General features: G+C 46.7%; 24 protein-coding genes. 1 reads left to right on the forward strand and 23 read right to left on the reverse strand.

Annotation, left to right across the window (positions count from 1 at the left end; genetic code table 11):
* Positions 1–37 precede the first annotated feature (37 nt).
* The 23 genes from RH88_RS22140 to sixA all read right to left on the reverse strand — a co-directional run bounded on the left by RH88_RS22140 (position 38) and on the right by sixA (position 21466).
* Positions 38–799, reverse strand: coding sequence for an MlaA family lipoprotein (locus RH88_RS22140; RefSeq protein WP_005600225.1), 762 nt, complete (start codon positions 797–799; stop codon positions 38–40).
* Between the two features lie 63 nt (positions 800–862).
* A complete protein-coding gene (ccmI, locus tag RH88_RS22145) occupies positions 863–2083 on the reverse strand; it encodes a c-type cytochrome biogenesis protein CcmI (RefSeq protein WP_005600227.1) in 1221 nt (406 codons plus the stop codon).
* Entirely contained in the window at positions 2083–2562 is a 480-nt protein-coding gene (locus RH88_RS22150; protein ID WP_005600230.1) for a cytochrome c-type biogenesis protein, read from the reverse strand. The genes ccmI and RH88_RS22150 overlap by 1 nt, the downstream gene beginning before the upstream one ends.
* The gene (locus RH88_RS22155) at positions 2562–3113 is read right to left on the reverse strand and encodes a DsbE family thiol:disulfide interchange protein (RefSeq protein WP_005600232.1); all 552 of its coding nucleotides are present in this window, start codon (positions 3111–3113) and stop codon (positions 2562–2564) included. Before RH88_RS22155 ends, RH88_RS22150 begins: the two co-directional genes overlap by 1 nt.
* Position 3114: 1 nt before the next feature.
* Positions 3115–5073, reverse strand: a complete 1959-nt coding sequence (locus RH88_RS22160; protein WP_005600234.1) for a heme lyase CcmF/NrfE family subunit — start codon at positions 5071–5073, stop codon at positions 3115–3117.
* Positions 5070–5555: a cytochrome c maturation protein CcmE gene (gene ccmE, locus RH88_RS22165; RefSeq protein ID WP_005600236.1), complete on the reverse strand. Its 486-nt coding sequence runs from the start codon at positions 5553–5555 to the stop codon at positions 5070–5072. The genes RH88_RS22160 and ccmE overlap by 4 nt, the downstream gene beginning before the upstream one ends.
* Complete coding sequence (gene ccmD / locus RH88_RS22170; protein ID WP_005600237.1) at positions 5552–5758, reverse strand: heme exporter protein CcmD; 207 nt, start codon at positions 5756–5758, stop codon at positions 5552–5554. Before ccmD ends, ccmE begins: the two co-directional genes overlap by 4 nt.
* Before the next feature lie 2 nt (positions 5759–5760).
* Entirely contained in the window at positions 5761–6525 is a 765-nt protein-coding gene (locus RH88_RS22175; RefSeq protein ID WP_005600239.1) for a heme ABC transporter permease, read from the reverse strand.
* 110 nt (positions 6526–6635) lie between these two features.
* On the reverse strand, positions 6636–7292 hold the full coding sequence (gene ccmB, locus RH88_RS22180; RefSeq protein ID WP_005600241.1) for a heme exporter protein CcmB: 657 nt from the start codon (positions 7290–7292) through the stop codon (positions 6636–6638).
* Positions 7293–7306: 14 nt separating this feature from the next.
* Complete coding sequence (ccmA, locus tag RH88_RS22185; protein ID WP_005600242.1) at positions 7307–7927, reverse strand: cytochrome c biogenesis heme-transporting ATPase CcmA; 621 nt, start codon at positions 7925–7927, stop codon at positions 7307–7309.
* Positions 7928–8143: 216 nt separating this feature from the next.
* On the reverse strand, positions 8144–8644 hold the full coding sequence (locus tag RH88_RS22190; protein WP_005600244.1) for a DUF2802 domain-containing protein: 501 nt from the start codon (positions 8642–8644) through the stop codon (positions 8144–8146).
* Positions 8644–9138 (reverse strand): chemotaxis protein CheW, encoded by a 495-nt coding sequence (locus RH88_RS22195; RefSeq protein WP_005600246.1) that lies wholly within the window; start codon positions 9136–9138, stop codon positions 8644–8646. Before RH88_RS22195 ends, RH88_RS22190 begins: the two co-directional genes overlap by 1 nt.
* 36 nt (positions 9139–9174) lie before the next feature.
* Positions 9175–10329 carry a chemotaxis protein CheW gene (locus RH88_RS22200; RefSeq protein ID WP_005600248.1) on the reverse strand — a complete coding sequence of 385 codons (1155 nt, stop codon included), beginning with the start codon at positions 10327–10329 and terminating at the stop codon, positions 9175–9177.
* Positions 10322–11098 carry a ParA family protein gene (locus RH88_RS22205; RefSeq protein ID WP_005600250.1) on the reverse strand — a complete coding sequence of 259 codons (777 nt, stop codon included), beginning with the start codon at positions 11096–11098 and terminating at the stop codon, positions 10322–10324. The genes RH88_RS22200 and RH88_RS22205 overlap by 8 nt, the downstream gene beginning before the upstream one ends.
* 10 nt (positions 11099–11108) lie before the next feature.
* Positions 11109–12233 (reverse strand): protein-glutamate methylesterase/protein-glutamine glutaminase, encoded by a 1125-nt coding sequence (locus RH88_RS22210; RefSeq protein ID WP_005600252.1) that lies wholly within the window; start codon positions 12231–12233, stop codon positions 11109–11111.
* 28 nt (positions 12234–12261) lie between these two features.
* Complete coding sequence (locus RH88_RS22215; protein ID WP_005600254.1) at positions 12262–14445, reverse strand: chemotaxis protein CheA; 2184 nt, start codon at positions 14443–14445, stop codon at positions 12262–12264.
* Between the two features lie 9 nt (positions 14446–14454).
* A complete protein-coding gene (locus RH88_RS22220) occupies positions 14455–15177 on the reverse strand; it encodes a protein phosphatase CheZ (RefSeq protein WP_005600256.1) in 723 nt (240 codons plus the stop codon).
* A gap of 45 nt (positions 15178–15222) precedes the next feature.
* On the reverse strand, positions 15223–15591 hold the full coding sequence (gene cheY, locus RH88_RS22225; protein ID WP_005600258.1) for a chemotaxis response regulator CheY: 369 nt from the start codon (positions 15589–15591) through the stop codon (positions 15223–15225).
* Positions 15592–15636: 45 nt separating this feature from the next.
* The gene (locus RH88_RS22230) at positions 15637–16371 is read right to left on the reverse strand and encodes an RNA polymerase sigma factor FliA (protein WP_005600259.1); all 735 of its coding nucleotides are present in this window, start codon (positions 16369–16371) and stop codon (positions 15637–15639) included.
* Positions 16364–17251 carry a MinD/ParA family protein gene (locus RH88_RS22235; protein WP_005600261.1) on the reverse strand — a complete coding sequence of 296 codons (888 nt, stop codon included), beginning with the start codon at positions 17249–17251 and terminating at the stop codon, positions 16364–16366. The genes RH88_RS22230 and RH88_RS22235 overlap by 8 nt, the downstream gene beginning before the upstream one ends.
* Before the next feature lie 12 nt (positions 17252–17263).
* Positions 17264–18760, reverse strand: a complete 1497-nt coding sequence (gene flhF, locus RH88_RS22240) for a flagellar biosynthesis GTPase FlhF (RefSeq protein WP_005600262.1) — start codon at positions 18758–18760, stop codon at positions 17264–17266.
* 30 nt (positions 18761–18790) lie between these two features.
* Positions 18791–20887: a flagellar biosynthesis protein FlhA gene (gene flhA / locus RH88_RS22245; protein WP_005600263.1), complete on the reverse strand. Its 2097-nt coding sequence runs from the start codon at positions 20885–20887 to the stop codon at positions 18791–18793.
* Between the two features lie 114 nt (positions 20888–21001).
* Positions 21002–21466: a phosphohistidine phosphatase SixA gene (gene sixA / locus RH88_RS22255; RefSeq protein WP_005600265.1), complete on the reverse strand. Its 465-nt coding sequence runs from the start codon at positions 21464–21466 to the stop codon at positions 21002–21004.
* A gap of 300 nt (positions 21467–21766) precedes the next feature.
* Here sixA and RH88_RS22260 point away from each other — a divergent pair, with 300 nt between their 5' ends.
* On the forward strand, positions 21767–24541 hold the full coding sequence (locus tag RH88_RS22260; protein WP_005600266.1) for an insulinase family protein: 2775 nt from the start codon (positions 21767–21769) through the stop codon (positions 24539–24541).
* Positions 24542–24544 lie beyond the last annotated feature (3 nt).

Below are 24544 nucleotides of genomic sequence, written 5' to 3' on the forward strand. Positions count from 1 at the left end.
TTGCTGTTCAATTTTCTCTCATGAACATTACGCTCAATCACAGATCGTCAAGGTACTCATCAAGGTAAGCTTCTTCATCATGATCGATCTCTTGTTGCTGAGTTTCGATTTCTGCTTTGAAGTCTTGGTGTTGAATATACACTTCACGTGTGAGTGCGTATGGATCAGGTGAGTTTTCTAGCATCGATTCTTGTGTGACTAATGATGCGCGGGTCTCCATCCCTTCAAATGCCCATTTACCCAATCCAGCCCAGAAATTAAGCAGCGACAAAGGTAAGTACGCACTATCAGCAAAACTCGCGGTTTCTCGCACGGTCCACGGGCCATAACCCGGCACCATCACATACGGGCCATTGCCTACGCCCCAGTGACCAATCGCATCACCGAGCGCTTTTTCATTGTGATCGGTAATGCCTGCATCAGAAGCGATATCAATTAAGCCCAACAAACCAAAAGTGCTGTTTATCCAAAATCGGTTAAAGTGGTCGAGGGCTTTGCCGCCATTCCCCATCAGCAAGTTGTTGACCATACTCGAAGGCTCATCAAGGTTGCTCAGGAAGTTAGAGATACCAATACGCACTGGGCGCGGCGTGTAATTAACGTAAGTCAGTGAAACTGGGCGTACAATATAAGGGTCTAGATAATCGTAGTTCAATGCCCACATACTGCGGTTGAATCCTTCGATAGGGTCGCTCACATTAGACGCTGCCGCTTCTTGCTCTTCAGGAGCAGTCGCGCATCCCGCAAGCAATGCAACAGAAAGCAACGATGTCCATACCTTAGGCTGAAGGCTCTTCATTGATATTTTTTCCATAAAAAAAGGCCGGTAAGTTACCGGCCTAAGTTTACGCATTATTTGTTCTTATTGGTACTGTCGATCCACAATAACTGCTACCGATTCGCCCATTTTAGCGGGCTGACTCTCACCAAACCAATCGCCTTGAGAGGTGGCTACGTTGCCATCTTCATCAATTCGTACGCGAACCATGTAATCTTCGAGTTCAGACAGCTTACGCCCTTGCATCATGCTGTTACTATCATCGAGTACCACTGTGCGTGGGAATGAGCCAAGAGGGTAACGTGCTGCTGCTACCGGCATTGGTGCACCATCAGCGGTGTGTACCGATACAATCAGTGACGCATCAGGGTTCGCTTTTACAGTCTCGGCCAATGAAATCGCCACTGACACACTCGCTCCCGCGACGGCTTTATCACCCATCTGCTTTTTGGCATTGGCAATGCTGCGATCCAGCATTTGGTAACGCTCATCTTGTGGGCCAATCATCTGCTGCATGATGCTCCAGTAACGAATCGCCGCTGCAAAGTCCTTACGCTCATAAGCATCAAAGGCGAGCAATGAGAACACACGGACATCCATGTAATTCTTCTGCACCAATTTCCCTAAGATTGAACGCGCTTTATCTTGATCAACGTCGTCTTGCGACAGCATCAGGGCTTGAGCGTAACCTAACATGACATCAGGGTTATCTGATTCAAGCTTATACGCTTTGTTCATTGCACCAATGGCGGTATCAACATCACGATTCGCCAGACCAATACGACCAAGTAGCAACCAACCGGTCGCATCTTTGGGTTGGTTGTGTAAACGGGTACGTAATGCGAGGGTTAAATCGCGCATTTCATCTTCGCTTAACGCCGCCCCTTCCGGTGACATCAGCTTTTTCGATAGCGCTGGCAAGTTGTCGTTCACTTGTTGCCATTCCATCACATCATCAGCGGCACCAAACTTAAAGTACAGGCCGTAGGACATAATCACGGTCAGCAACATCGATGGCACAATCACCAACCATGGGTTAATGCTACTTTCGACCTTAGTTTGCGCTTCGGTTGGAATATCATCCAGCAGCGACTGTTTAAGATCCGCGATCAGCTCTTGCTGATCGTCCATCAAACCTTCTTCCGCTTCAACTTCCAGTTCAGTCAGACGGTCTTTATACAGTGCTTTGTTGAGTTCATCACGCAGCGCTTCGTCGGTATTCTCTTTGCGATTGATAAATGGCAACGCAATCAAAACACCACTCAACGCGACAAGAATGATTGATGCAATCCAAAATAATGTCATTACTGCTTGTCTCCATCATTCTCTTCATCGAGCAGAGCTTTTAATCGTTGCTCTTTGTTCTCGTCCCATTTGTCATCAGCAACCTGAGGTTGCTTTGACTTACGACTGCGTAGCACGATCACACCAAAGCCAATCACCACTACCGACAGTGGACCTAACCACAAAATCGATGTCGCTAAGGTAAACGGCGGATTGTAGGTAACGAAGTTACCGTAACGAGCGATCATGTAATCGACAATCTCGCCTTTTGACTTACCGTCTTTGGTCATTTCATACACTTTATGACGCAAGTCTTGCGCAAGTTCAGCATTAGAATCCGCAATGGTATTGTTCTGACATTTAGGACAACGCAGCGTATTACCAAGGTCTTTAAACTGCTGTTCCTGCTCCAAGGTATCAAATTCGTACACTTCAATCGTCGCATGCGCGACCATTGAAAATGTCAGGGCGACAAATAACGCGATACACCATTTTTTCATTATTTTGCCTCCTCAACCAATTGTTGATACATCGGCTGCAAAGTCTCTTTCCAGTTACGAGCATTCACATCACCGACATGGCGGTAGCGAATCACACCGTTGGCATCAATCAGGAAGGTTTCAGGAGCGCCATACACGCCCAGATCAAGCCCCAACATGCCATTGCCATCAAATAGACTGATCAAGTATGGGTTGCCCAAATCATTTAGCCAGGTCACCGCTTTATCACGCTGATCTTTGTAGTTCAGACCAATAATCTTTACACCATCACCCGCTAACTCGTTGAGGTAGTGGTGCTCGGCATAACATGTTGGGCACCACGTTGCCCATACGTTCAATAGTAAAGGCTCACCTTTAAAGATGCTTTGATCGTATAGCTTACCCGGCTCAGCCAAGTCTTCTAGGCGGAACTCAGGTACGTGCTTACCAACTAAAACCGATTCGAGTTTAGTTGGGTCATCCCCTTCTGAGTTACGCACTAACTGAGTGGTAAATACGGCCACTAGTGCTAAAAAAGCAAACAGTGGAATAAATAACAGTTTCTTGTTCATTTTATGCCTCCTGCTTTTTTGCTGGCTTGCGGAAACGGTAGCGTCGATCGCTGATTGCAACACAACCACCAAGCGCCATAAAGACAGAGCCTGCCCAAATCCAGTTTACAAATGGTTTGTAGTACAAACGCACTGCCCATGACTTACCGTCATCCAAACGGTCACCTAAAGCCACATAAAGATCACGACTTACGCTGCGATCAATCGCCGCTTCTGTCATCATCGAACGTGCGGTTTTATAGAAACGTTTTTCTGCATGTAGCGTATTGATGTACTTACCATCTTGCGTCACTTCGAAATCTGCAATATAGCCATCGTAGTTCGGGCCGTCATGATCACGCACACCAGAGAAATGGAAGTTGTAGCCTTTCAGCTGGAAGTTATCTCCCGGCGATAGACGTACATCACGTTCAATACTGTGTGTCTGTACCATTGCGATACCAATAATGGTGACCGCAAGACCAATGTGACCCAACATCATCGCCCAATGGCTGCGTTGTAATTTGCGCACACCAACAACAAAGCTATGGCGGTGCGTTGCACGCTGGTGCAATTCAAAACCGTGTAGCAATACAATCCACATCGCCATCAACCAACCAAGGTAGGTCATGAAGACGAAGTAATCAGAGAACATCCAGTTGAACAGTGCAGCTAACAATACAGCACCGATACCGCTGATGATCATAGGTTTGGCTAGTGAGCTCAGATCGTCACGTTTCCAGCGGATCAGCGGACCGATACCCAATACAAACGAGAATGGGATCATTAGCCATGCAAACAACATATCGAAGAATGGTGCGCCGATAGAGACTGAACCAAGACCGAGCTGTTTATGCACCAACGGCAGAAGTGTACCGACTAATACCACCATCAAAGCAGCCATTAGTAGTACGTTGTTAGCTAACAGTGCGTTTTCACGTGAAGCCAGTTCAAAGTTACCACGAACACGAACCGCCGCGCCTTTAACAGCGAACAGCAGCAACGAACCGCCAATCACAAACACTAAGAAGCCAAGAATGAACATACCACGTGATGGATCAGAGGCGAATGCGTGTACTGATACAAGAATGCCAGAACGCACTAGGAAGGTGCCTAGCAAGCTCAATGAGAACGCTGAAATCGCCAGCAATACCGTCCACGCTTTAAAGGTGCCGCGTTTTTCCGTTACCGCTAAAGAGTGCATCAATGCCGTACCCGCAAGCCATGGCATGAATGATGCGTTTTCTACTGGATCCCAGAACCACCAACCACCCCAGCCAAGTTCGTAGTATGCCCACCATGAACCTAGTGAGATACCCAACGTTAGGAATAACCATGCTGCAGTCGTCCAAGGACGAGACCAACGTGCCCATGCCGTATCTAGGCGACCAGTCATTAGTGACGCAATTGCGAAAGAGAAAGCAACTGAGAAACCTACATAGCCCATGTACAGCATCGGCGGGTGAATAATCAAACCCGGATCTTGCAACAATGGGTTAAGGTCGCGACCATCAACAGGGAAGAATGGCAGTGTACGTAAGAACGGGTTCGAAGTTAGAATGATGAACAGTAAGAAACCAACGCTAATCATCCCCATCACAGCCAGAACACGAGCCACTGACTCTTGCGGCATGCCACGGCTAAAAGTCGCTACCGCCACAGTCCAACCCGCTTGGATCAACACCCAAAGCAATAGTGAACCTTCGTGCGCGCCCCAAACGGCCGTTAAACGGTAGTACCAAGGCAGCAAGGTATTTGAGTTACTCGCAACATACGTCAGCGTGAAATCATTGCTATAAAAAGCCCACAGCAAAATAGCAAATGAGAGCGACAATAGCAGGAACATTGCCCATGACAATGGACGAGCAGAGTTCATTAATAAGGTGTTATTACGCGATGCACCGACCAATGGCAGAATGCTTAGCAGCACTGCCATGGCAAGCGACAAAATCAGCGCAAAATGACCAATTTCAGCAATCATTGACCGCTTCCTTGTTTTTGTGATTCTGTGTATTTAAGCGGTTGGTGGGTTTTTTCCATCGCTTCTGCAACTTCTGGCGGCATGTATTCTTCATCATGCTTCGCCAACACTTCATGCGCTTCAATTGTCGTCGCATCGACTAACACGCCTTGCGCCACGATGCCCTGCCCTTCGCGAAATAGATCCGGCAAGATACCGTCATACACAACCGTAACCATTGGACCAACATCATGCAAATCGAACGACACTCGTAGTGAGTCCGGATCGCGCTTCACCGAACCAACAGCAACCATGCCGCCAATGCGTAAGCGCTGGCCAACAGTGGGTTTGCTACCGTCTGGTTTACCTTGTACCAATTCGGTTGGGGTATAAAACAGATCCATATTCTGGTTTAAAGCATAAAGCATTAGGCCCACGGTTGAACCAATGCCAAGAACGATGGCTAGAACAATAGCGAGCCGCTTTTTACGTCTTGGGTTCATAGAGTGTTCTCCAAATTCTTAGCTGCATCAATACGAGCCTGACGCTCGACTTTTGCCTGAACTTCATTAAGTAGGTTTGTGTGTCGACGAGCACTGCTGATCAGCAGAATAATCATCGACGCGAATGTGATACCAAACGCGCTCCATACGTAACCGGCATAGCCACCCATGGCAAGAAAATCACTAAAAGAGTCAAAATGCATGATTAGTTTCCTTGCTTGTCTGCGTGAGAAGATAAACGTGAGGACAATGCAACAACCCAAGGACGATGGCTCTCTTTACTGATGATCTCATTACGTAAACGGATCATAGTGACAGTGCCAAAGAAGAAAGCAAAGCCGGCAATATTGAGCAACAGTGGCCAAAGCATGTCGTTAGAAATCGATGGTTTGTCAAACTTGGTGATTGTTGCGCCTTGGTGCAGCGTATTCCACCACTCAACCGAGAAGTGAATGATTGGTAAATTGATTACCCCCACAATCGCCAAAATACCTGCGGCTTTCGCTGCAGTTTTTTGGTCATCAAACGCGTGGTAAAGTGCAATTACACCTAAATAGAGGAAAAGCAGAATCAATTCTGAAGTTAAGCGAGCATCCCATACCCACCATGCGCCCCACATTGGCTTACCCCAAATTGCACCGGTTAATAGTGCAATAAAAGTAAACAATGCGCCGATGGGAGCCATCGCGAGTGCCGCCATGTCAGACATGCGCACTTGCCAAACTAAACCGATGAAAGCAGCAATCGCCATAGACATATAAACGCCCATCGACCAAATTGCCGAAGGCACATGTATGTAGATAATCCTAAAACTGTCACCTTGCTGATAATCAGAAGGAGCAAACGCAAGCCCCCAGCCAGTACCTATCACTAGGCAAGACAAAGCCAGGACGGCAAACCATGGTAGTAACTTACCACACAGTCGATAAGTCGCTTCAGGCTTAGCGTACGGATGAAGCCATTTCCACATCGTCATTCTCACTCTATTACTTCATTTTTCGACTAGGCATCATTTGTACCTAGCTATTAATAGTTTTGTAATTTATATACTGGGAAATTTTCGTGCTTGATCAAAAACAATTAATTTACACTTACACGCAATGCCGCACTAATCGCGAACGGTGTTAACGTTAATGCCCCCATAAACATTGCGCCTAATACCGCTAATTGGCCGTTGTAAGCCATTCCCAGTGATGCCGCATCAATCGCTGATGTCGCAAAAATCAACACTGGAATATACAAAGGCAAAATCAATAAACTGAGTAACACACCGCCTTTTTGCAGCCCGACGGTTAGTGCCACCCCAATCGCACCGATAAAACTCAATGTTGGCGTGCCCACCAATAGGGTTGAGACGACCGCTAGCCAGGTATGAAAATCAAGCGATAACAGAATGGCCAGCAGAGGACTGATCAAGATAAGAGGTAATCCGGTCAGCACCCAGTGCGCAATCACTTTTGAGATCACCATTAATGGCAAAGGCACCGGCATCAGCATCATCTGCTCAAGCGCACCATCTTGAAAATCGTCACGCAGCAATCGCTCTAATGACAACAACGCCGACAACAACGCCGCAACCCAAACAATGCCTGCGGCAATGCGCGCCAATAAGTTCGGCTCTGGGCCAATACTTAATGGGAATAAGGTGATCACTATGATGAAAAACCATAGTGGGTTAAACACGTCCGCTTGGCGACGAAACGCAATCAATAGCTCACGTCGAATAATTGAATTCATTATGCCTAGCACAGTTAACCACCCAGCTTAATTTTTCTTAATTTCGGATTATCAGCAAACATATCTTGGTGTGTGGTTAACACCACTATGCCACCCTGCTCTGCATGTTTGAGAAACAGCGCTTCTAATACCTTCACACCTTGCTTATCAATCGCGGTCAACGGCTCATCTAAAATCCACAGTTTATGGTCACTCAACCATAAGCGAGCCAACGCAACACGACGTTGTTGCCCTGCCGATAGCTGTGCGACAGGAACATCTTCGCGCCCGGCAAGACCCACCTTCACCAGCGCATTATAGATCGTCTCTTTATCGGCTGGTTTTTTACTATGGATCGAAATGTAAAATCTGAGATTTTCGTAAGCGGTTAACTCACGTTTTATTCCCGTTTGATGGCCTAGAAACAGCAAATCTTGATGGTATGCATCTCGGTTTGATTCAATCGATTCATTGTTCCAGAAGATCTCACCGTCATCACGATCACCTAACCCTGTCACAATACGCAGCAAAGTGGTTTTACCGGTGCCGTTTCGACCTTCTATCTGAACGAGTTCGCCGCCCTCTATGGTAAAAGACAGAGATTCAAACAAAACTCTTTCATCACGAATCGCAGTTAATTGTTTTACTTCAAGCATGTGCTGCCACTAAAAGAATTGAAGTAGGTATCTTACCACAGCCACTTTTTGACAACATAGTGCTAGAGCTTTACGAATCACGAAACTAAGTAAGAAGTTATTAATATTTATCTATAATTTGACGCAACTGTCATTATTTAGTTACAACTATTCACGCATCATGCCTGCGGTATTTTTTACCAACAAAAAAGGATGCCTTATGGCATCCTTTTTATTTTATTTCATCTGCATCCGTCGGCGTTTCTGCAACGACTGGTCAGGCATCCCTTCAAGCGGTGGGATTTTTTCTCGACCTGACAATTTGTTTTGCAAAGACATCATCAACTCAGCCTCTGCTTTTGGCAGCTCGCATTCTTCTATCAACTCATTTAAATCGGCGCCAAGCTGAACCATCTTCGTCGCTCGTGAATACATGCGACCATCACCATCAGCTTGCTCTAATTCTTTAATTCGCTGTAAAAGATGTTGAATAATATCTTCTTGCTCACTCACTTTTTGGCCTAAACCAATCACCACTGAACGAACCTCTAAAAGCTGTTTATTGGCTTTTTGCAGTTCTCTTTCAAGATGACGCTGCTGTTGTCGGCTTTGCTCGGTCGCAAGTCGCTGGTTACGTTTCAATCGTAGTACACTAAATAGCAATACCAATAATATGAACGAGATCACTCCTGCTGCAATAGCAGGAGCTTGGTTAAACCAGCCAGTATCAATATTCATTACAGATGAGCCATCTCATCCCATTCTTCGTCAGAAAGCAGTTTATTCAGATCAACTAAGATCAGTAGCTTACCTTCACGGTTGCTTACGCCTTGAATAAACTTAGAACTTTCATCCGTACCAACGCTTGGCGTGGTATCAATTTCAGAAGAACGTAGGTAAACCACTTCAGCTACGCTGTCGACTAAGATGCCGATAACTTGATGCTCGGATTCGATAACGATAATACGTGTGTTATCCGTAATTTCGCCTTCCATCAAACCAAAGCGAGAACGTGTATCGATAACAGTCACCACGTTGCCACGAAGGTTGATGATACCTAGAACATAGTCTGGAGCACCTGGTACTGGAGCAATTTCCGTGTAACGTAGAACTTCACGTACTTGCATTACATTAATGCCGTACGTTTCTTCTTCTAGCTGAAACGTAACCCATTGAAGTACTTCGTCATTTAACTGATCTTTTCTTACTTCAAGTTCGCTAGTTTGAGACATACCTTAACCTCTCTAAGCCCTTATTGGCGTACTTATCTAATTGTCTAATGCTTTTACATCAAGTCCAGCATTTAGCATAGTGATCAATGCTTCAACATGGATCAAAGCGCACATTTTTTCTTTCACCATGCCAGCTAGCCATGGTCGTTTACCTGCGGTTTCTCGCCAGCGAACCTTCTCAGTATTGAGAAGCTCTGTCCCCATTAACTGTGTCGAGGCTAAGCCCCAAAGACTCGCACCGAGCATCACAATGTACTTGTATTGTTCTTTATATTCATCATCGAGCAGCTTATCTGGCATCACCCATTTTGCCGTATCGACAACATCGAACTGAGCATCACGTGTTGACTGTAAGCCAAGATACCAAGCTGGACGACCAATCAGGTGACTCAACGTTGACAGCTGATGAATACCACCAAGTTCGTCAAGCGGAACAGCAAATGTGACACCATTTACATCAAAATAGAGCACCTGAAAATCTTGCTCACGCTGGGTACTTTGCCAAGTGCCACTCAGTAAGCCACCCGCTTGGGTTTCAGGAATACTTTGAATGTCGGTCGTAAGCCCAGGTTCAGCTTCACTCATTGTTGGTTGAGAGAAAACCGTTTCTGCTACTCGCTTATCAGCAACGTCAAATGTTGCTGGTTCTAATTCAACCTCTTGAACCTCTTCATCATAAGGCTCAACATCCCACTCTTGAATTTCATCAACCAGTTGTTTAGCTTGAACTTCTTGCGCGATCTGGACGGTATTCTGATCCATCACCTGATCCAGCTCAAGCTCTTCAACAGGATTTGAGGCTTCGAGCTGTTTCAGCAACCGTTCAACATCTTCAAGGTTAGGTACTTCAATCTCTGCCGTCACCGGATGATAGAAGTAGGCCTCTTGCGCCGTTTGAATCATCGGCTCAAGTGTATAGTCATTGGGCTCTGGCTCTGGCTCTGGCTCTGGCTCTGGCTCTGGCTCTGGCTCTGGCTCTGGCTCTGGCTCTGGCTCTGGCTCTGGCTCTGGCTCTGGCTCTGGCTCTGGCTCTGGCTCTGGCTCTGGCTCTGGCTCTGGCTCTGGCTCTGCAAGCACTGTATCGTCTAAATCGGGCGTCACAAGTGCTTGTAACTCTTCGTCTTCAAAAAGCAGTGAAGTAAAGTAGTCGTCTAGCGCTTGCTCACTCGAAAGTAGTGTCTCTTCACTCATTAATTGCCAGCCTCTCTAGATGCAGCAGCAATTGTTTGTAAGCAAAGACACCTCGACTGCCGGAGGCAAAGTGAGAAACCGGTAGATGCTTAATACTTGCATCTCTAAATTTGGTATCAATCGGCACGGCCGACGACCAAACTTGATTTGGATAATCTTTCTTTAACTGCTGCAACGTTTGCAATGATGCTCGCGTTCGCTTGTCATACATGGTTGGGATGATGGTGACTTTAAACGGTTTATTGCGCGACTTCTGCATAATAGCCAAGGTTCGCACCATGCGCTCTAGCCCTTTCATCGCCAAAAATTCTGTTTGTACTGGGATCAAAATACGATCACTAGCTGCCAAGGCATTGACCATCATGACACCCAAAATCGGCGGGCAATCAATCAGAACGTAGTCATAGTGATTCTTCACCGCCGCTAAAGCACGTTTCAGAATTAATCCCATACCGCTGCGGTTGCCCATCACACGATCAAGGGTCGCCAAAGACATGTGCGCAGGAATAATATCGATACCTTGAATATCGCTATCCATCACCAGTGGCATCACACTATGTTCGGTAAACTCTTTTAGCTGAAACAGGTCGAACAAGCTAGAAGGCACGTTATCAGAGTCATAACCCAAATAAGTTGTCAGCGAGCCATGTGGATCGGTATCCACGAGTAATACTCGCTTACCTTGTTTGCTTAACAAACCAGCCAACGTAATGGTGGTCGTGGTTTTACCCACCCCACCTTTCTGGTTTGCAATACTCCAAACGATCATTGCCTTACCTCTAAGCTAGGCCAACTTCGACCAGCATACGCTCTGCAATTCGGTCGAGCGGAAGATCTTCAGTAGAGATACCCGCTTTTGCCACTGCTTGAGGCATGCCGTACACAACACAGCTTTCTTCATCTTGTGCCCAAATGGTCGCACCCGCAGTTTTCAGCATACGCGCACCTTCTCGGCCATCTGCACCCATACCCGTAAGTACCATCGATAGTACTTTGTCGCCGTAGACTTTTGCCGCACTGCCAAATGTCACATCAACGCATGGCTTGTAGTTCATGCGCTCACCACCATCGATAATGCGCAATTTAGCACTACCCGGGCGGCCTTCAATCATCATCTGTTTGCCACCAGGAGCCAGGTAAGCCACACCCGGTCTTAGCGCATCACCATCGGCAGCTTCTTTTACTTCAATCTTGCACAGCGAGTTCAAGCGGCTGGCAAAAGCGGCAGTAAATGTCGCAGGCATATGCTGGATCAGCACAATCGGATGTGGATAGTTCACTGGTAACTTAGTCAAAATTTTCTGCAAAGCCACTGGCCCACCTGTCGAGGTACCAATCGCGGTCAGTTGATATTGTTTACCACTCGCCTTAAATCTTGCAGCCGGTGACAACGGACGCGCAGCCGGAGCTGCCGTCGGAGCACTACGTAGAGATGACGTGGTCGTCGCTCGCGTCGCCGCAGCGGTCGCAACTGGACGTGGCGCAGCAGGACGACGCATAAAGTTGCGGCGCGCTGCGATTTGAATGACACGTTGTTGCAGTAAGCTCACCGCTTCGTCACGGTTACGAGCAATATCTTCAAACTTTTTAGGTAAGAAATCGAGAGCGCCTGCATCCAGTGCATCTAACGTGGCTTTAGCGCCATCGTGAGTCAGTGATGAAAACATCAAAATTGGAATCGGATTAGAGGCCATGATCTCACGGACGGCTGTGATACCGTCCATCACTGGCATTTCAATATCCATCGTAATAACGTCAGGTTTAAGCTGCAGCGCTTTCTCTACTGCTTCTTTTCCGTTGGTCGCCACGTCTAGAACCTCTAGACGTGCATCGGAATTAATAATCTCACTGACTCTACGACGAAAGAAACTTGAATCGTCGACGACTAAAACTCTTATTGCCATGATTTTCCTTTAATTGTTCAACGATTAATTAGATTCGAGAAGCTGAGGCGTAACGCTTTAGCAAATCTGGCACATCTAAAATCAAGGCAATATGACCATCACTTGTGATCGTCGCACCCGCCATTCCTGGCGTACCTTGGAGCAAATTATCTAGTGGTTTAATCACCACTTCTTCTTGACCAATAAGGGTATCAACAACAAAGCCAACGCGCTGACTGCCCAATTGCACAATCACTACATGCCCATGACCTTTGCGCTGTTCAACAAAGCCGGCACGCGGCGCGAGCCAGTTTTGTAAATAGAACAATGGAATCGACTTGTCGCGAACGATAATCGTCAACTGCCCGTCAACCACGTTGGTACGGCTAAGGTCAAGGTGGAAGATCTCATTCACACTTGCCAATGGTAAGGCAAATGGGTGGCCTGCAACGCCAACCATCAAGGTTGGTAGAATCGCAAGGGTCAACGGCACTTTGATGGTAATTTGGGTGCCTTTACCCATTTCAGAATCAATGTCGATTGAACCATTTAGTGTGTTAATCGCCGTTTTCACGACATCCATACCCACACCACGACCTGAGATATCAGAAATTTTCTCTTTACTTGAGAAGCCCGGCATAAAGATCAGGTTGAAACACTCTTTATCGGTCAAGCGTGAAGCTGCATCTTCATCCATCATCCCGCGTTTAACCGCGATACCACGTAGTACGTCAGGGTTCATACCGCCACCATCATCGACGATGGCTAATTGGATATGATCCCCTTCTTGTGCTGCTGAAAGGATGACTTTACCAGTGCGTGATTTACCCGCTTTTACACGGTCTTCTGGCATTTCGATACCATGGTCAACTGAGTTTCGCACCAAGTGAATCAATGGATCCGCAAGGGCTTCTACTAAGTTTTTATCCAAATCAGTATCTTCACCACGCATTTCCAGCGTGATGTCTTTGTTTAGGCTACGAGCAAGATCTCGAACAACGCGAGGGAAGCGACCAAATACTTTCTTAATTGGCTGCATGCGCGTTTTCATCACCGCACCTTGTAAATCGGCCGTCACGACATCAAGGTTTGATACCGCTTTCGACATTTCTTCGTCAGCACTATTTAAACCTAGGCTCAATAATCGGTTACGAACCAACACCAATTCACCCACCATGTTCATGATGATATCGAGTGTCGATGTATCAACACGAACGGTAGCTTCGGCTTGTGTTTTCTTCGCAGGTACTGGCGCTTCTTTTTTTGCTGGCACGGCTTCAGGCGCGCTCGCAACTGGAGCTGGCATCACCGGTGGTGGTGCAATCGCCTCTGGCGCAGCCGCTTGAGGTGCTTCAACTTGTGCTACCGGTTTTGTCGCGGCTTCAAGCTCTTCAGGGCTTGGGCCTTTACCTTGTCCGTGCAATTCGTCGAGTAATTTTTCAAACTCGGCATCTGTCATTAGATCTTCATCACCTGAACTCACGGTAGGAGCTGGAGCTGCCGGCGCTGGAGGTGCACTCGCAACAACGTTATCCTCTTTACCAGGGCCCTTACCTAGACCATGAAGTTCATCTAATAACTTTTCAAATTCATCATCAGTGATATCGCCACTAGCAGCCATCGCTGGCTCTGGTGCTTTAGGCGCAGGTGCTGGCGCTGAACCAGGAGCAGTTCCTGAACCATGTAGCTCATCTAATAGCTTCTCAAACTCGTCCTGCGTGATTTCATCTATAGAACTTGCCGATGGTGCTGCAGTCGCGGCAACTGGCTCTTCTACGATTGGGGCAGGCACTTCGATAACAGGTTCAGCGACAGGTGCAGCTACGATAGCTTCTTCCACTGAAGCAGGTTTGCTTAGACGATGTAATTCATCAAGAAGAGATTGTTCAGAAGGAGGAAGAGGTTCGCCATCTTGCACCGCTTGGAACTGCACGTTAACAGCATCCAATGCGCGAAGCATGGTATCCATAAGATCTGCCGTTACTTTACGCTGACCATTACGCAGAATATCAAACACGTTTTCTGCGCCATGACAGGTATCAACCAGTTCGGTTAGCGCCAAGAAACCTGCACCGCCTTTTACCGTGTGGAAACCACGGAAAATAGCATTAAGCAGATCTTTATCATCCGGGTTGTTTTCAAGCTCTACCAACTGCTCTGAAAGCAGTTCGAGAATTTCACCCGCCTCAACTAAAAAGTCCTGAAGAATATCTTCGTCTAAATCGTAGCTCATAAGTTACCTCTAAAACCCAAGACTTGAGAGTAAGTCATCGACTTCGTCTTGTGATGAAACCGCATCCGCCCTCTCATGAGGGTTTAATATTGGCCCCTCAGGGTCAGTTGATGCTTTTTTCTTGTTGTTAGTCGCGTCGGATTCTTGTTTATCGTCACCGAACGCCGTAAGAATATCACCGAGGCGGAGTTCAACCTCGTGCACTAACTCAATAACACGACGGATGATTTGTCCGGTTAAGTCTTGGAAATCCTGAGCCATGAGAATATCGGTCAACAGGCTATGTAGTTCACTACTATTCCCTTCAACTTGCCCTAACAGTTCGTCAATACGGTGGCAGAGAGCTTTAAATTCCGTAAGCTCAATCTTGCCATACATCAACTCATTCCATTGTGGACGTACCTTGAGTAAGCCATCGTGAAGGCTGTCGGCAATCGGCATACATCGATCCACCGCATCCATCGTTTTGTTCGCTGCAACTTCTGTTTTTTCAATGACGTATTGGAGGCGTTCCCTTGCATCAGGAATTTCGTCATTGGTAAGTTCAGCGATACGGTCATCAAGGCGAAATTGCCTAATCGACTCTTGTAGCTCACGAGTCAATTCGCCGATTTCCTGCAACATAGGTTCGCTAGTCGCATCGTTGATATTTTTTACAAGAGCATCTGCTTCCTGCTGCTGACCACTTTCTAACAGTTCAACGAGTTGTTTTGCCTGTTCTAATGAAATCATTACTAATTGGCCTTTGTCGCCGAATAGCTAAAGTCAAATAGTTGACTATAAGCGCTCAAAAATTTTGTCTAATTTTTCTTTCAATGTTGCTGCAGTAAACGGTTTGACAATGTAACCATTTACGCCTGCTTGAGCGGCTTCAATGATCTGTTCACGTTTCGCTTCTGCGGTGATCATAAGTACAGGCAAGTGCTTAAGCTCTGCATCTGCACGAACATGTTTCAACAAGTCGATGCCTTGCATTCCTGGCATGTTCCAGTCAGTCACGACAAAATCGAAATCGCCCTTCTTGAGCATAGGCAATGCAGTTAAGCCATCGTCCGCTTCTTGGGTATTATTGAAACCCAAATCACGAAGTAGGTTTTTAACGATGCGGCGCATTGTTGAAAAATCATCAACAATAAGGATTTTCATATTTTTATTCAAAATTGCCTCCACTGAGTATGATGTCAGTGATTTCTAGTCATTATTTGTCCACGCACTTAATTTAGTACGCAGACGTTGCATTGATTGGCTCAGGATTTGGCTAACGCGTGATTCGCTAACTCCAATCACTTCACCGATTTCTTTTAAGTTCAACTCTTCGTCGTAGTAAAGAGATAGCACTAAAGCTTCACGCTCCGGTAAAGATTTTATCGATTCTACCAGAGCTTTACGGAAAGATTCATCCGCAACACCTTGAAAAGGTGTATTTTCTTCCGAGTCATCATCCGATTTGATGACATCGTCAGATACGCCCAAGTCTTCGATCCCTACTAAGCGAGAACAATTTATATCTGCCAATACGCTGTGGTATTGGTTCAGACTCATCCCAACAAAATTTGCCACTTCGGCATCTGTCGGATCTCGATTTAGTTGTCCTTCTAAAGTTGCAATGGCTTGGTTAAACTCACGACTGTGTTTGTGCACTGATCGTGGTACCCAGTCTCCACGACGAATGTCGTCTAGCATAGCGCCACGAATACGGATTCCAGCATAGGTCTCAAAACTTGCTCCTTTGCTGCCATCATAATTCTTTTGCGCTTCAAGAAGGCCAATCATTCCCGCTTGAATAAGATCTTCAACCTGGACACTTGGTGGCAGACGGCCAAGCAAGTGATGAGCAATACGCTTCACTAACACCGAGTATTTTTCTAAAAATACTCGTTGACTGTTGTGATTGCCGTATTGGTCATAGGTCAATGCCTTATTCACCAAATGGTTCCTCTAATGGTTCTGGTCGATTTAGTAATCGTTCAACGAAAAATTCCAAATGTCCGCTTGGAGTTTTCGGAATTGGCCATGTTAACGCTTTGTTCGCTAATGAACTTAGTGCTAATGCAGCAGGTGAACGCGGAAACGCATCCACAACAATTTTTTGCTTTTTAACCGCTTGTCGCACTTTATCATCTAGTGGGATACATGCGACTAGCTCAAGGCTCACATTCAAGAATCTCTCTGTGACTAAGGTCAACTTTGCAAACAATTCTCGGCCTTCGCGGTAACTTCTGACCATATTTGCAACGATTTTGAAGCGTTGGACCTGATGTTCTTTACTCAGTAATTTGATCAATGCGTAGGCATCGGTGATCGATGTGGGTTCATCACACACCACCACAACCACATCTTGAGCCGCGCGTGAAAAACTAATCACCATGTCTGAAATACCGGCAGCAGTATCAATCAGCAGCACGTCCATTTCATCTTCTAAGCTACCAAAAGCACGAATTAGCCCAACGTGTTGCGCGTGGCTTAACTCGGTCATCGCCTGTGCTCCCGAAGTGGCAGGGATGATTTTGATACCGTGAGGGCCTTCAACAATGGCATCTGCCAGTTCACACTCACCCGCAAGAACATGGCCGAGATTGCGCTTCGCTCTAATACCCAACATCACATCAACGTTGGCTAGACCTAAATCCGCATCTAAAACCGTGACCTTTTTGCCTTGGCGAGCCATGCAAATAGCAAGGCCGAGAGTAACATTTGATTTACCCACCCCACCTTTACCGCCGGTGACCGAAATAACCTTGGTTAGTGATGGTTGTGTTAGGCGGCGTAATCCGCTTGCTTGGTCTTGAATCATATTCTCTATCATAATCGTCGCCGCCTAGAACCTTTCTACTTCACTATTCCAATAGTGAGGTTCATCGTCCGCCGATTTCTCTAATAAATCATTCGCTTTTGCCACCATGTACTTAGGCTGAGCGATGACGATATCTTCTGGTACGCGTTGTCCGTTCGCGATATATGCTACAGGCAATGCATTTTGTACTACGACACTGACAAACTCACCTAAGCTAAGTGACTCATCGAGCTTGGTTAAAATACAGCCTGAAAGTGGTATACGTTTAAAATGGTCGATGGTTTCTTGTAATACTTTGCGCTGTGCCGTGGCGGGTAAAACAAGATAGCTGTGAATGACTTCATCGCTATTTTGCATCAAGGTATCCAGTTGTTCAGATAATCGAACATCTCGCTGTCCCATCCCTGCCGTATCCACCAGAATTAAGCGACGATGGCGTAACTGGTATATTACATCGGCTAACTCGTTGGAATCTTTAGCGACTTTTACTGGACAACCCATAATTCTGCCATAAATAGCGAGTTGCTCATGTGCGCCAATACGGTAGGTGTCGGTTGTAACCAGTGCGACGTTGTCAGAACCGAACTCCATTGCAGCACGGGCGGCCAGTTTTGCTACCGTAGTGGTTTTACCCACACCCGTAGGGCCTAACAGTGCCACTACGCCACCACGTTTTAGAATATCTTGTTTGGAAATAGGCACTTGATCGGCCACTAAGCCTAGTAGTGCTTTCCACGCCTTTTTCGGCGGGGTGTCTTCTGGGATATAGCAAGCCAGCTGGTCAGCCAACTCAGACGATAAGCCCATACGTTCTAATCGTTTGATCAACATGGCGCGCAATGGTTCGCGACGCTCCACTTCTTGCCACATCAAACCGGACACTTGATGCTCTAATAAACGACGAATTGAGGTCATCTCTTCGCGCATATCAGTCAATTCTTCATTTGATACCGCTTGCTCACGCGGTTGACCACGCTCATAGCGAGAGGGATCCAACTTTGGTGCCGGGCGCTCAATACGACGATCTTCCGCAATCAGACGCGCGAGAGGCGAGTCTTCTTTTAGTTTGATATCGCTCGCGGAGGTTTGATTGCGCAGCGAGTGTTGTCGCTTAAGCAGTGCCGTTAGTGAATCTTCACCGGGTGCCGCTTCTGGCTCTTCATAACCGCCTTTGCTGGTGCTGTATTGCTTGAGCATGCTAGCAAAGCGTTTGGTCATCGAGCGACCGTTCTCGGCGCTTGCATTCAAGCTGACACGATCGTCATCTAACTGACGAGATTCCTCGCGCATGGCCAAACTTGGCGAGATTTGAGTTTGCGTTTGCGCTTGAGCAGCTCGTGGTCTTGAGCCGTAGCTACTGCTCGACTTGGCAGCTGCGGAATCACCATCAACTGCGGCGACAATCTCTACCCCACCAGCGACTTTTTTATTCGACATGATCACCGCATCGACCCCAAGTTCGTCTTTCACTTGGAGTAATGCCGTTCTCATATCCTTGGCAAAAAATCGTTTAATCTTCAAAGTCGATATCCATTATTGGTCGTAACAGAACTAATTACCTACCGCTTGTACGATGCGAATCTGTTTCTCATCAGGGATCTCTTGATAAGAGAGTACGCGCAATGTCGGTATTGTATTCTTGACGAATTTCGCGAGAGTCGAACGTAATACGCCCGAAGTCAGCAGCACAGCTGCCTCCCCTTTTAGCTCTTGCTCTTGCGTTGCTTGGCTCAGTGACATTTGCAAACGCTCAGCAAGACCAGGCTCAATACCGGCAGACTCTCCTCCGGATGCTTGCATGGTTTGATGCAAGATTTGTTCCAGCTCGGGAATTAAAGTAATTACCGGCAATTCTGGCTCTATGCCATTGATTTCCTGAACAATTAGTCGCTTAAGCGATATGCGCACAGCTGCAGTAAGAATGTCAGCTTCTTGACTCTTAGCTGAGTATTCCGACAAAGTCTGAACAATGGTGCGGATATCACGAATGGGTACGCCTTCATTAAGCAAGTTTTGTAGTACTTTCACCACAACACCGAGCGGCAATTGATCCGGCACGAAGTTTTCGACTAACTTCGGCGTACTACGGCCAAGCATTTCCAATAGGTTTTGGACTTCTTCGTGACCAAGCAGCTGTGATGCGTTATTGGTGAGGAGTTGGCTTAAATGGGTTGCCAGCACGGTGGAAGAATCCACGACGGTGTACCCGAGCGCTTGCGCGTGTTCGCGGTAATCTTCACGAATCCACGTCGCTTCCAAGCCAAATGCAGGGTCGATGGTTACTTCGCCTTCAATCATGCCGTAAACTTGACCTGGGTTAATCGCAAGCTCTTGATCGGGGCGAATTTCCGCTTCTCCCACGGCGACACCCATTAGCGTAATACGGTAACTATTTGGCGTTAACTCAAGGTTGTCGCGAATGTGCACCGCGGGGATCAAAAAGCCAAAATCTTGCGAGAGTTTCTTACGCACCCCTTTGACACGTTCCAGCAGCTCGCCTCCTTGATCCCTATCAACCAAGGGAATCAAGCGATAACCGACTTCTAGACCAATAATATCGACTGGCTGTACATCTTCCCATGACAGCTCTCTTGGTGTTGACGGTTCTGCTTCTTGCAAGGCTGGAGGGTTGGCTTTTTCCTCGCTCTTTTTCTGTTGTTTGCGATACATCCAGTAAGCACCACCGCCCGACATTGCCGCTAACAGCAAGAAGGCAAAATGTGGCATACCCGGCACGATACCCATGATAAACATGATGATCGCGGTAACCGTCAGTGCTTTAGGGTTATCAAACAGCTGGAAGACAAGCACTTCACCCATGTCTTCATCGGTATTCTGACGCGTCACCATGATCGCGGCGCCAATAGAAAGAAGTAAAGAAGGGATCTGCGCAACCAAACCATCACCGATGGTTAGTAGCGTGTAGATTTTCATCGCTTCGCCAAAGCCCAGTCCATACTGCGCCATACCAATAGCGAGACCACCGATAATGTTGATGAAGAGGATCAAAATACCGGCGATGGCATCGCCTTTAACAAACTTTGACGCACCATCCATCGAACCATAAAAGTCGGCTTCTTTGGTCACTTCTTGACGACGAGTACGCGCTTGATCTTGATCGATAAGACCGGCATTCAAATCCGCATCGATTGCCATCTGTTTACCAGGCAATGCATCCAAGGTGAAGCGAGCGCTTACTTCCGAAATACGTCCCGCACCTTTGGTGACAACCATGAAGTTGATGATCATCAAGATGATAAAGACCACAAGACCTACGGCGTAGTTGCCGCCGATAACAACATTACCAAACGCTTCGATAACATTACCCGCCGCACCCGGCCCTTCGTGACCATAGAGTAAAACCACACGGGTTGAGGCCACGTTCAGCGCCAAACGTAATAGTGTTGCAATCAGCAGTACGGTAGGGAAAGCAGCAAAATCGAGTGGACGTCGGGTGTAAACCGTTACCAGTAGTACCACCATCGACAGAGCGATGTTGAAGGTAAAAAACAAGTCGAGCAAAAAAGCCGGGATGGGTAGAACCACCATCGCCAAAGTCGACAGCACCATAACAGGTGCGCCAATGGCCGGTAATGCGCGTTGGGGTAACGGAGGTAACTTATCCGCAAATGGCAAAGAAAACTTCATAGACTCGTGGCTATTTCGACTAAAATTAGTGGCTTACATTTATAGTAAGCCACTCATGCAAATTTTAGTCCACCGAAAATGTCAAAATTATGGCACTGCGATGGAGCTTGGCGGTTAAGGATTGATGTTCCAAACTAAACGACCGCGACCCGCATCAAGATCATACTCAATGCACACTACCCCAGAGGTTGGGAACATAGGGGGAGCGATGTCTGTGACAAAATCCGCCGTCAAGTAACCGACTAACGGAAGATGCGATACCAACAATACCGATTGTAATTGCTCTACCTCGGCAAGTGCGCGGATATACTCAACAACAGTCGCGGAGTCACCATACGGCGTAATATCATCACACTCTTCAACGTGTTTGGCTGCAAACAGCGGCGCAATTTCTTGCCACGTTTGCTGGGCGCGTAAGTAAGGGCTCACGAGCACCTTGTCAAACTTCTGAACACCTTGAGCAACACAACGCTGGGCAACCGAATAAGAGGCAGTTCGACCATGAGTCGTTAATGAACGATCTTCATCACTCGAAGCAAAGTGTTCTGCTTCACCGTGGCGCATTATCACGATTTTCATATTATTTCCTGTGGTGTGAGATCGTAGGCCTTCTCACAACATCTCTTGGGCATGAGTAATAAAATTAATTATATCAAGTAACTTGCCAAAGACTCGGACTTTCTTAACAATCTTAAGGGTAAGCTCGAGGTTTTTGTTTCAATCGCTGTGTGAGCAGCGATGTCCGTGTTGTTATAACACATCTTTAGCACCGCAATTTGCACAAAGATGAGCGAACTCATTGGCTCGGAAATTGGAAAACTGGCAGCGTTTTAAAACGCGTACATACTTACTGTCTACGTTAACGCATGGAGAATGATTGTGCATGTAAGCCCAAATGATACAAATCAATACCGATACTGCACTCTAAGTAATGGCTTAAGGGCGTTATTAATTCACGATGTACATGCGCAGAAATCGGCGGCTGCGCTCGCCGTTAACGTCGGTCATTTTGATGATCCGATTGATCGCCAAGGTATGGCGCACTATTTAGAGCACATGTTATTTCTTGGTACCGAGAAGTACCCAAAGGTTGGTGAGTTCCAAAGCTACACCAGCCAACATGGTGGTACAAACAATGCTTGGACTGGTACTGAACATACCTGCTTTTTCTTCGATTGTGACCCGAATGCATTCGAAAATAGCCTTGACCGTTTTAGCCAGTTTTTTAGTGCTCCACTATTTAATGCCGAAGCGCTAGATAAAGAACGCCAAGCCGTCGACTCTGAATATAAAATGAAACTCAATGACGATTCCCGTCGCTTATATCAAGTCAACAAAGAGATCATCAACCCAGAACATCCGTTTGCTAAATTCTCGGTTGGTAATCACGAGACATTAGGCGATCGTGACGGCAAATCGATTCGCGATGAGATCATTGCTTTTCATCAACAACACTACTCAGCCGATTTAATGACGCTCGCACTCGTCGGACCGCAAACACTTGATGAACTCGAAGCGTGGGCGAATGAAAAATTTACGACCATCGCCAACTTAAATCTCGCCAGCAAGCAAATCGATGTGCCATACACCGACCTACGCTCCACCAGCATTTGGGTTAACGTGGAGCCTGTTAAAGAGATTCGTAAGCTAATCTTAACCTTCCCAATTCCAAGCATGGACGGCTATTACCGCAGTAAACCTCTCTCTTATTTTGCCCATCTGCTCGGTTATGAAGGTGAAGGCAGTTTAATGCTGGCGCTAAAAGATGCTGGTTGGATCACCTCGCTTTCCGCCGGCGGAGGCGCTAGCGGCAGCAATTATCGTGAATTCACTATTAGCTGCACATTAACCGAGCATGGTTTAGAGCATACCGACAACATAATTCAAGCCATCTTTAATTATATTGCCGTGATCAAAGCACGTGGTTTTGATGACTGGCGCTACTATGAGAAACAAGCGGTTTTGGAATCGGCATTTCGCTTTCAAGAACCGACACGCGCGATGGATTTGGTTAGCCACTTAGTGATTAACATGCAGCATTACGCCAGTGAAGACACAATTTATGGCGACTTCATGATGCAAGAGTACCAACCTGATCATCTACGAGCGTTAGCGCAAAACTTTACGGTTGATAACCTTCGTGTCACGCTGATCGCTAAAGGTCTCGATTACGATGAGCAAGCTAAGTGGTACTTTACCCCCTACTCTGTCGTGCCTCTAAATCAACAACAACGTGATTTTTATCAGCAACCTTGCGGACTCAAAATGGCGTTGCCAGATCGCAACCCTTTTATTTGCTATGACCTCACGCCAAAAGAGTTAGAGACAGAATCCGACGTCCCAACACTATTGCAAGACTTGCCCGGATTTAAGCTGTGGCATCTGCAAGACAACGAGTTTCGCGTGCCTAAAGGCGTGATGTACATTGCTATCGATAGTCCACATGCCGTGGCAAACCCGGTAAACATCGTCAAGACTCGCTTATGTGTTGAGATGTTTCTTGATGCGTTAGCCACTGAAACCTATCAAGCTGAAATTGCCGGCATGGGTTACAACCTCTATGCGCACCAAGGCGGCGTGACATTGACCATTTCCGGCTTTAGTGAAAAACAGCCCGAACTGCTGAAAATGATCCTTAAACGCTTTGCGAATCGTGAATTTAGCAAAAAGCGCTTTGATACCATCAAAACACAGCTATTACGTAATTGGCGAAATTCAGCGCAAGATCGCCCAATTTCTCAGCTATTCAATGCCATGACTGGTATTTTGCAACCCAACAATCCACCTTACGCAACCTTGGTGGAAGCACTTGAAAGTATCGAAGTCGAGTCACTATCGAACTTCGTACAAGCTATTTTGGCAGAGCTGCACGTAGAAATGTTTGTCTATGGAGATTGGACGCAGAGTGATGCTTTAGCACTAGGCGAAACGCTTAAAGAAGCCATGCGCGTACAAGATCAGCAGTATGAAGAAGCGCTGCGTCCGCTGGTTATGCTTGGTAAAAACGGTACTTTCCAGCGAGAGGTGGTTTGTAATCAGGAAGATTCCGCTATCGTTGTTTACTACCAATGTGATGATACTGAGGCGAAGAGTATTGCGCTTTACTCACTGGCTAATCATCTCATGTCTGCCACCTTCTTCCATGAAATACGCACTAAACAGCAACTCGGCTATATGGTCGGTACTGGCAATATGCCGCTAAACCGACATCCCGGTATCGTGCTTTATGTGCAATCACCAAATGCAGCACCCAATGAGCTAATCAGCTCCATCGATGAGTTCCTAAATGCCTTTTACATGGTGTTGTTAGAACTCAATGAATATCAGTGGCACAGTAGTAAACGGGGGCTTTGGAATCAAATCGCCACGCCGGATACCACCTTACGTGGTCGAGCGCAGCGACTATGGGTTGGTATTGGTAACAAGGATGAAAACTTTGATCAGCGCCAACGCGTATTAGCTGAACTCAAAAAATTATCTCGCAGTGATATGATCCGTTTTGTGGTGAATGAACTGAAGCCACGTACTGCGAACCGATTGATCATGCATACCCAAGGCAATGCGCATCAAACTAGTGCACCATTAAGCCTTGGGCAGGAAATTGGTTCGATTGACGAATTTCAACTACGGGCGAAAGACGTTGAATTAGGTTAATTT

It is taken from the genome of Vibrio scophthalmi LMG 19158 (assembly GCF_000222585.1).
GTDB lineage: Bacteria > Pseudomonadota > Gammaproteobacteria > Enterobacterales > Vibrionaceae > Vibrio > Vibrio scophthalmi.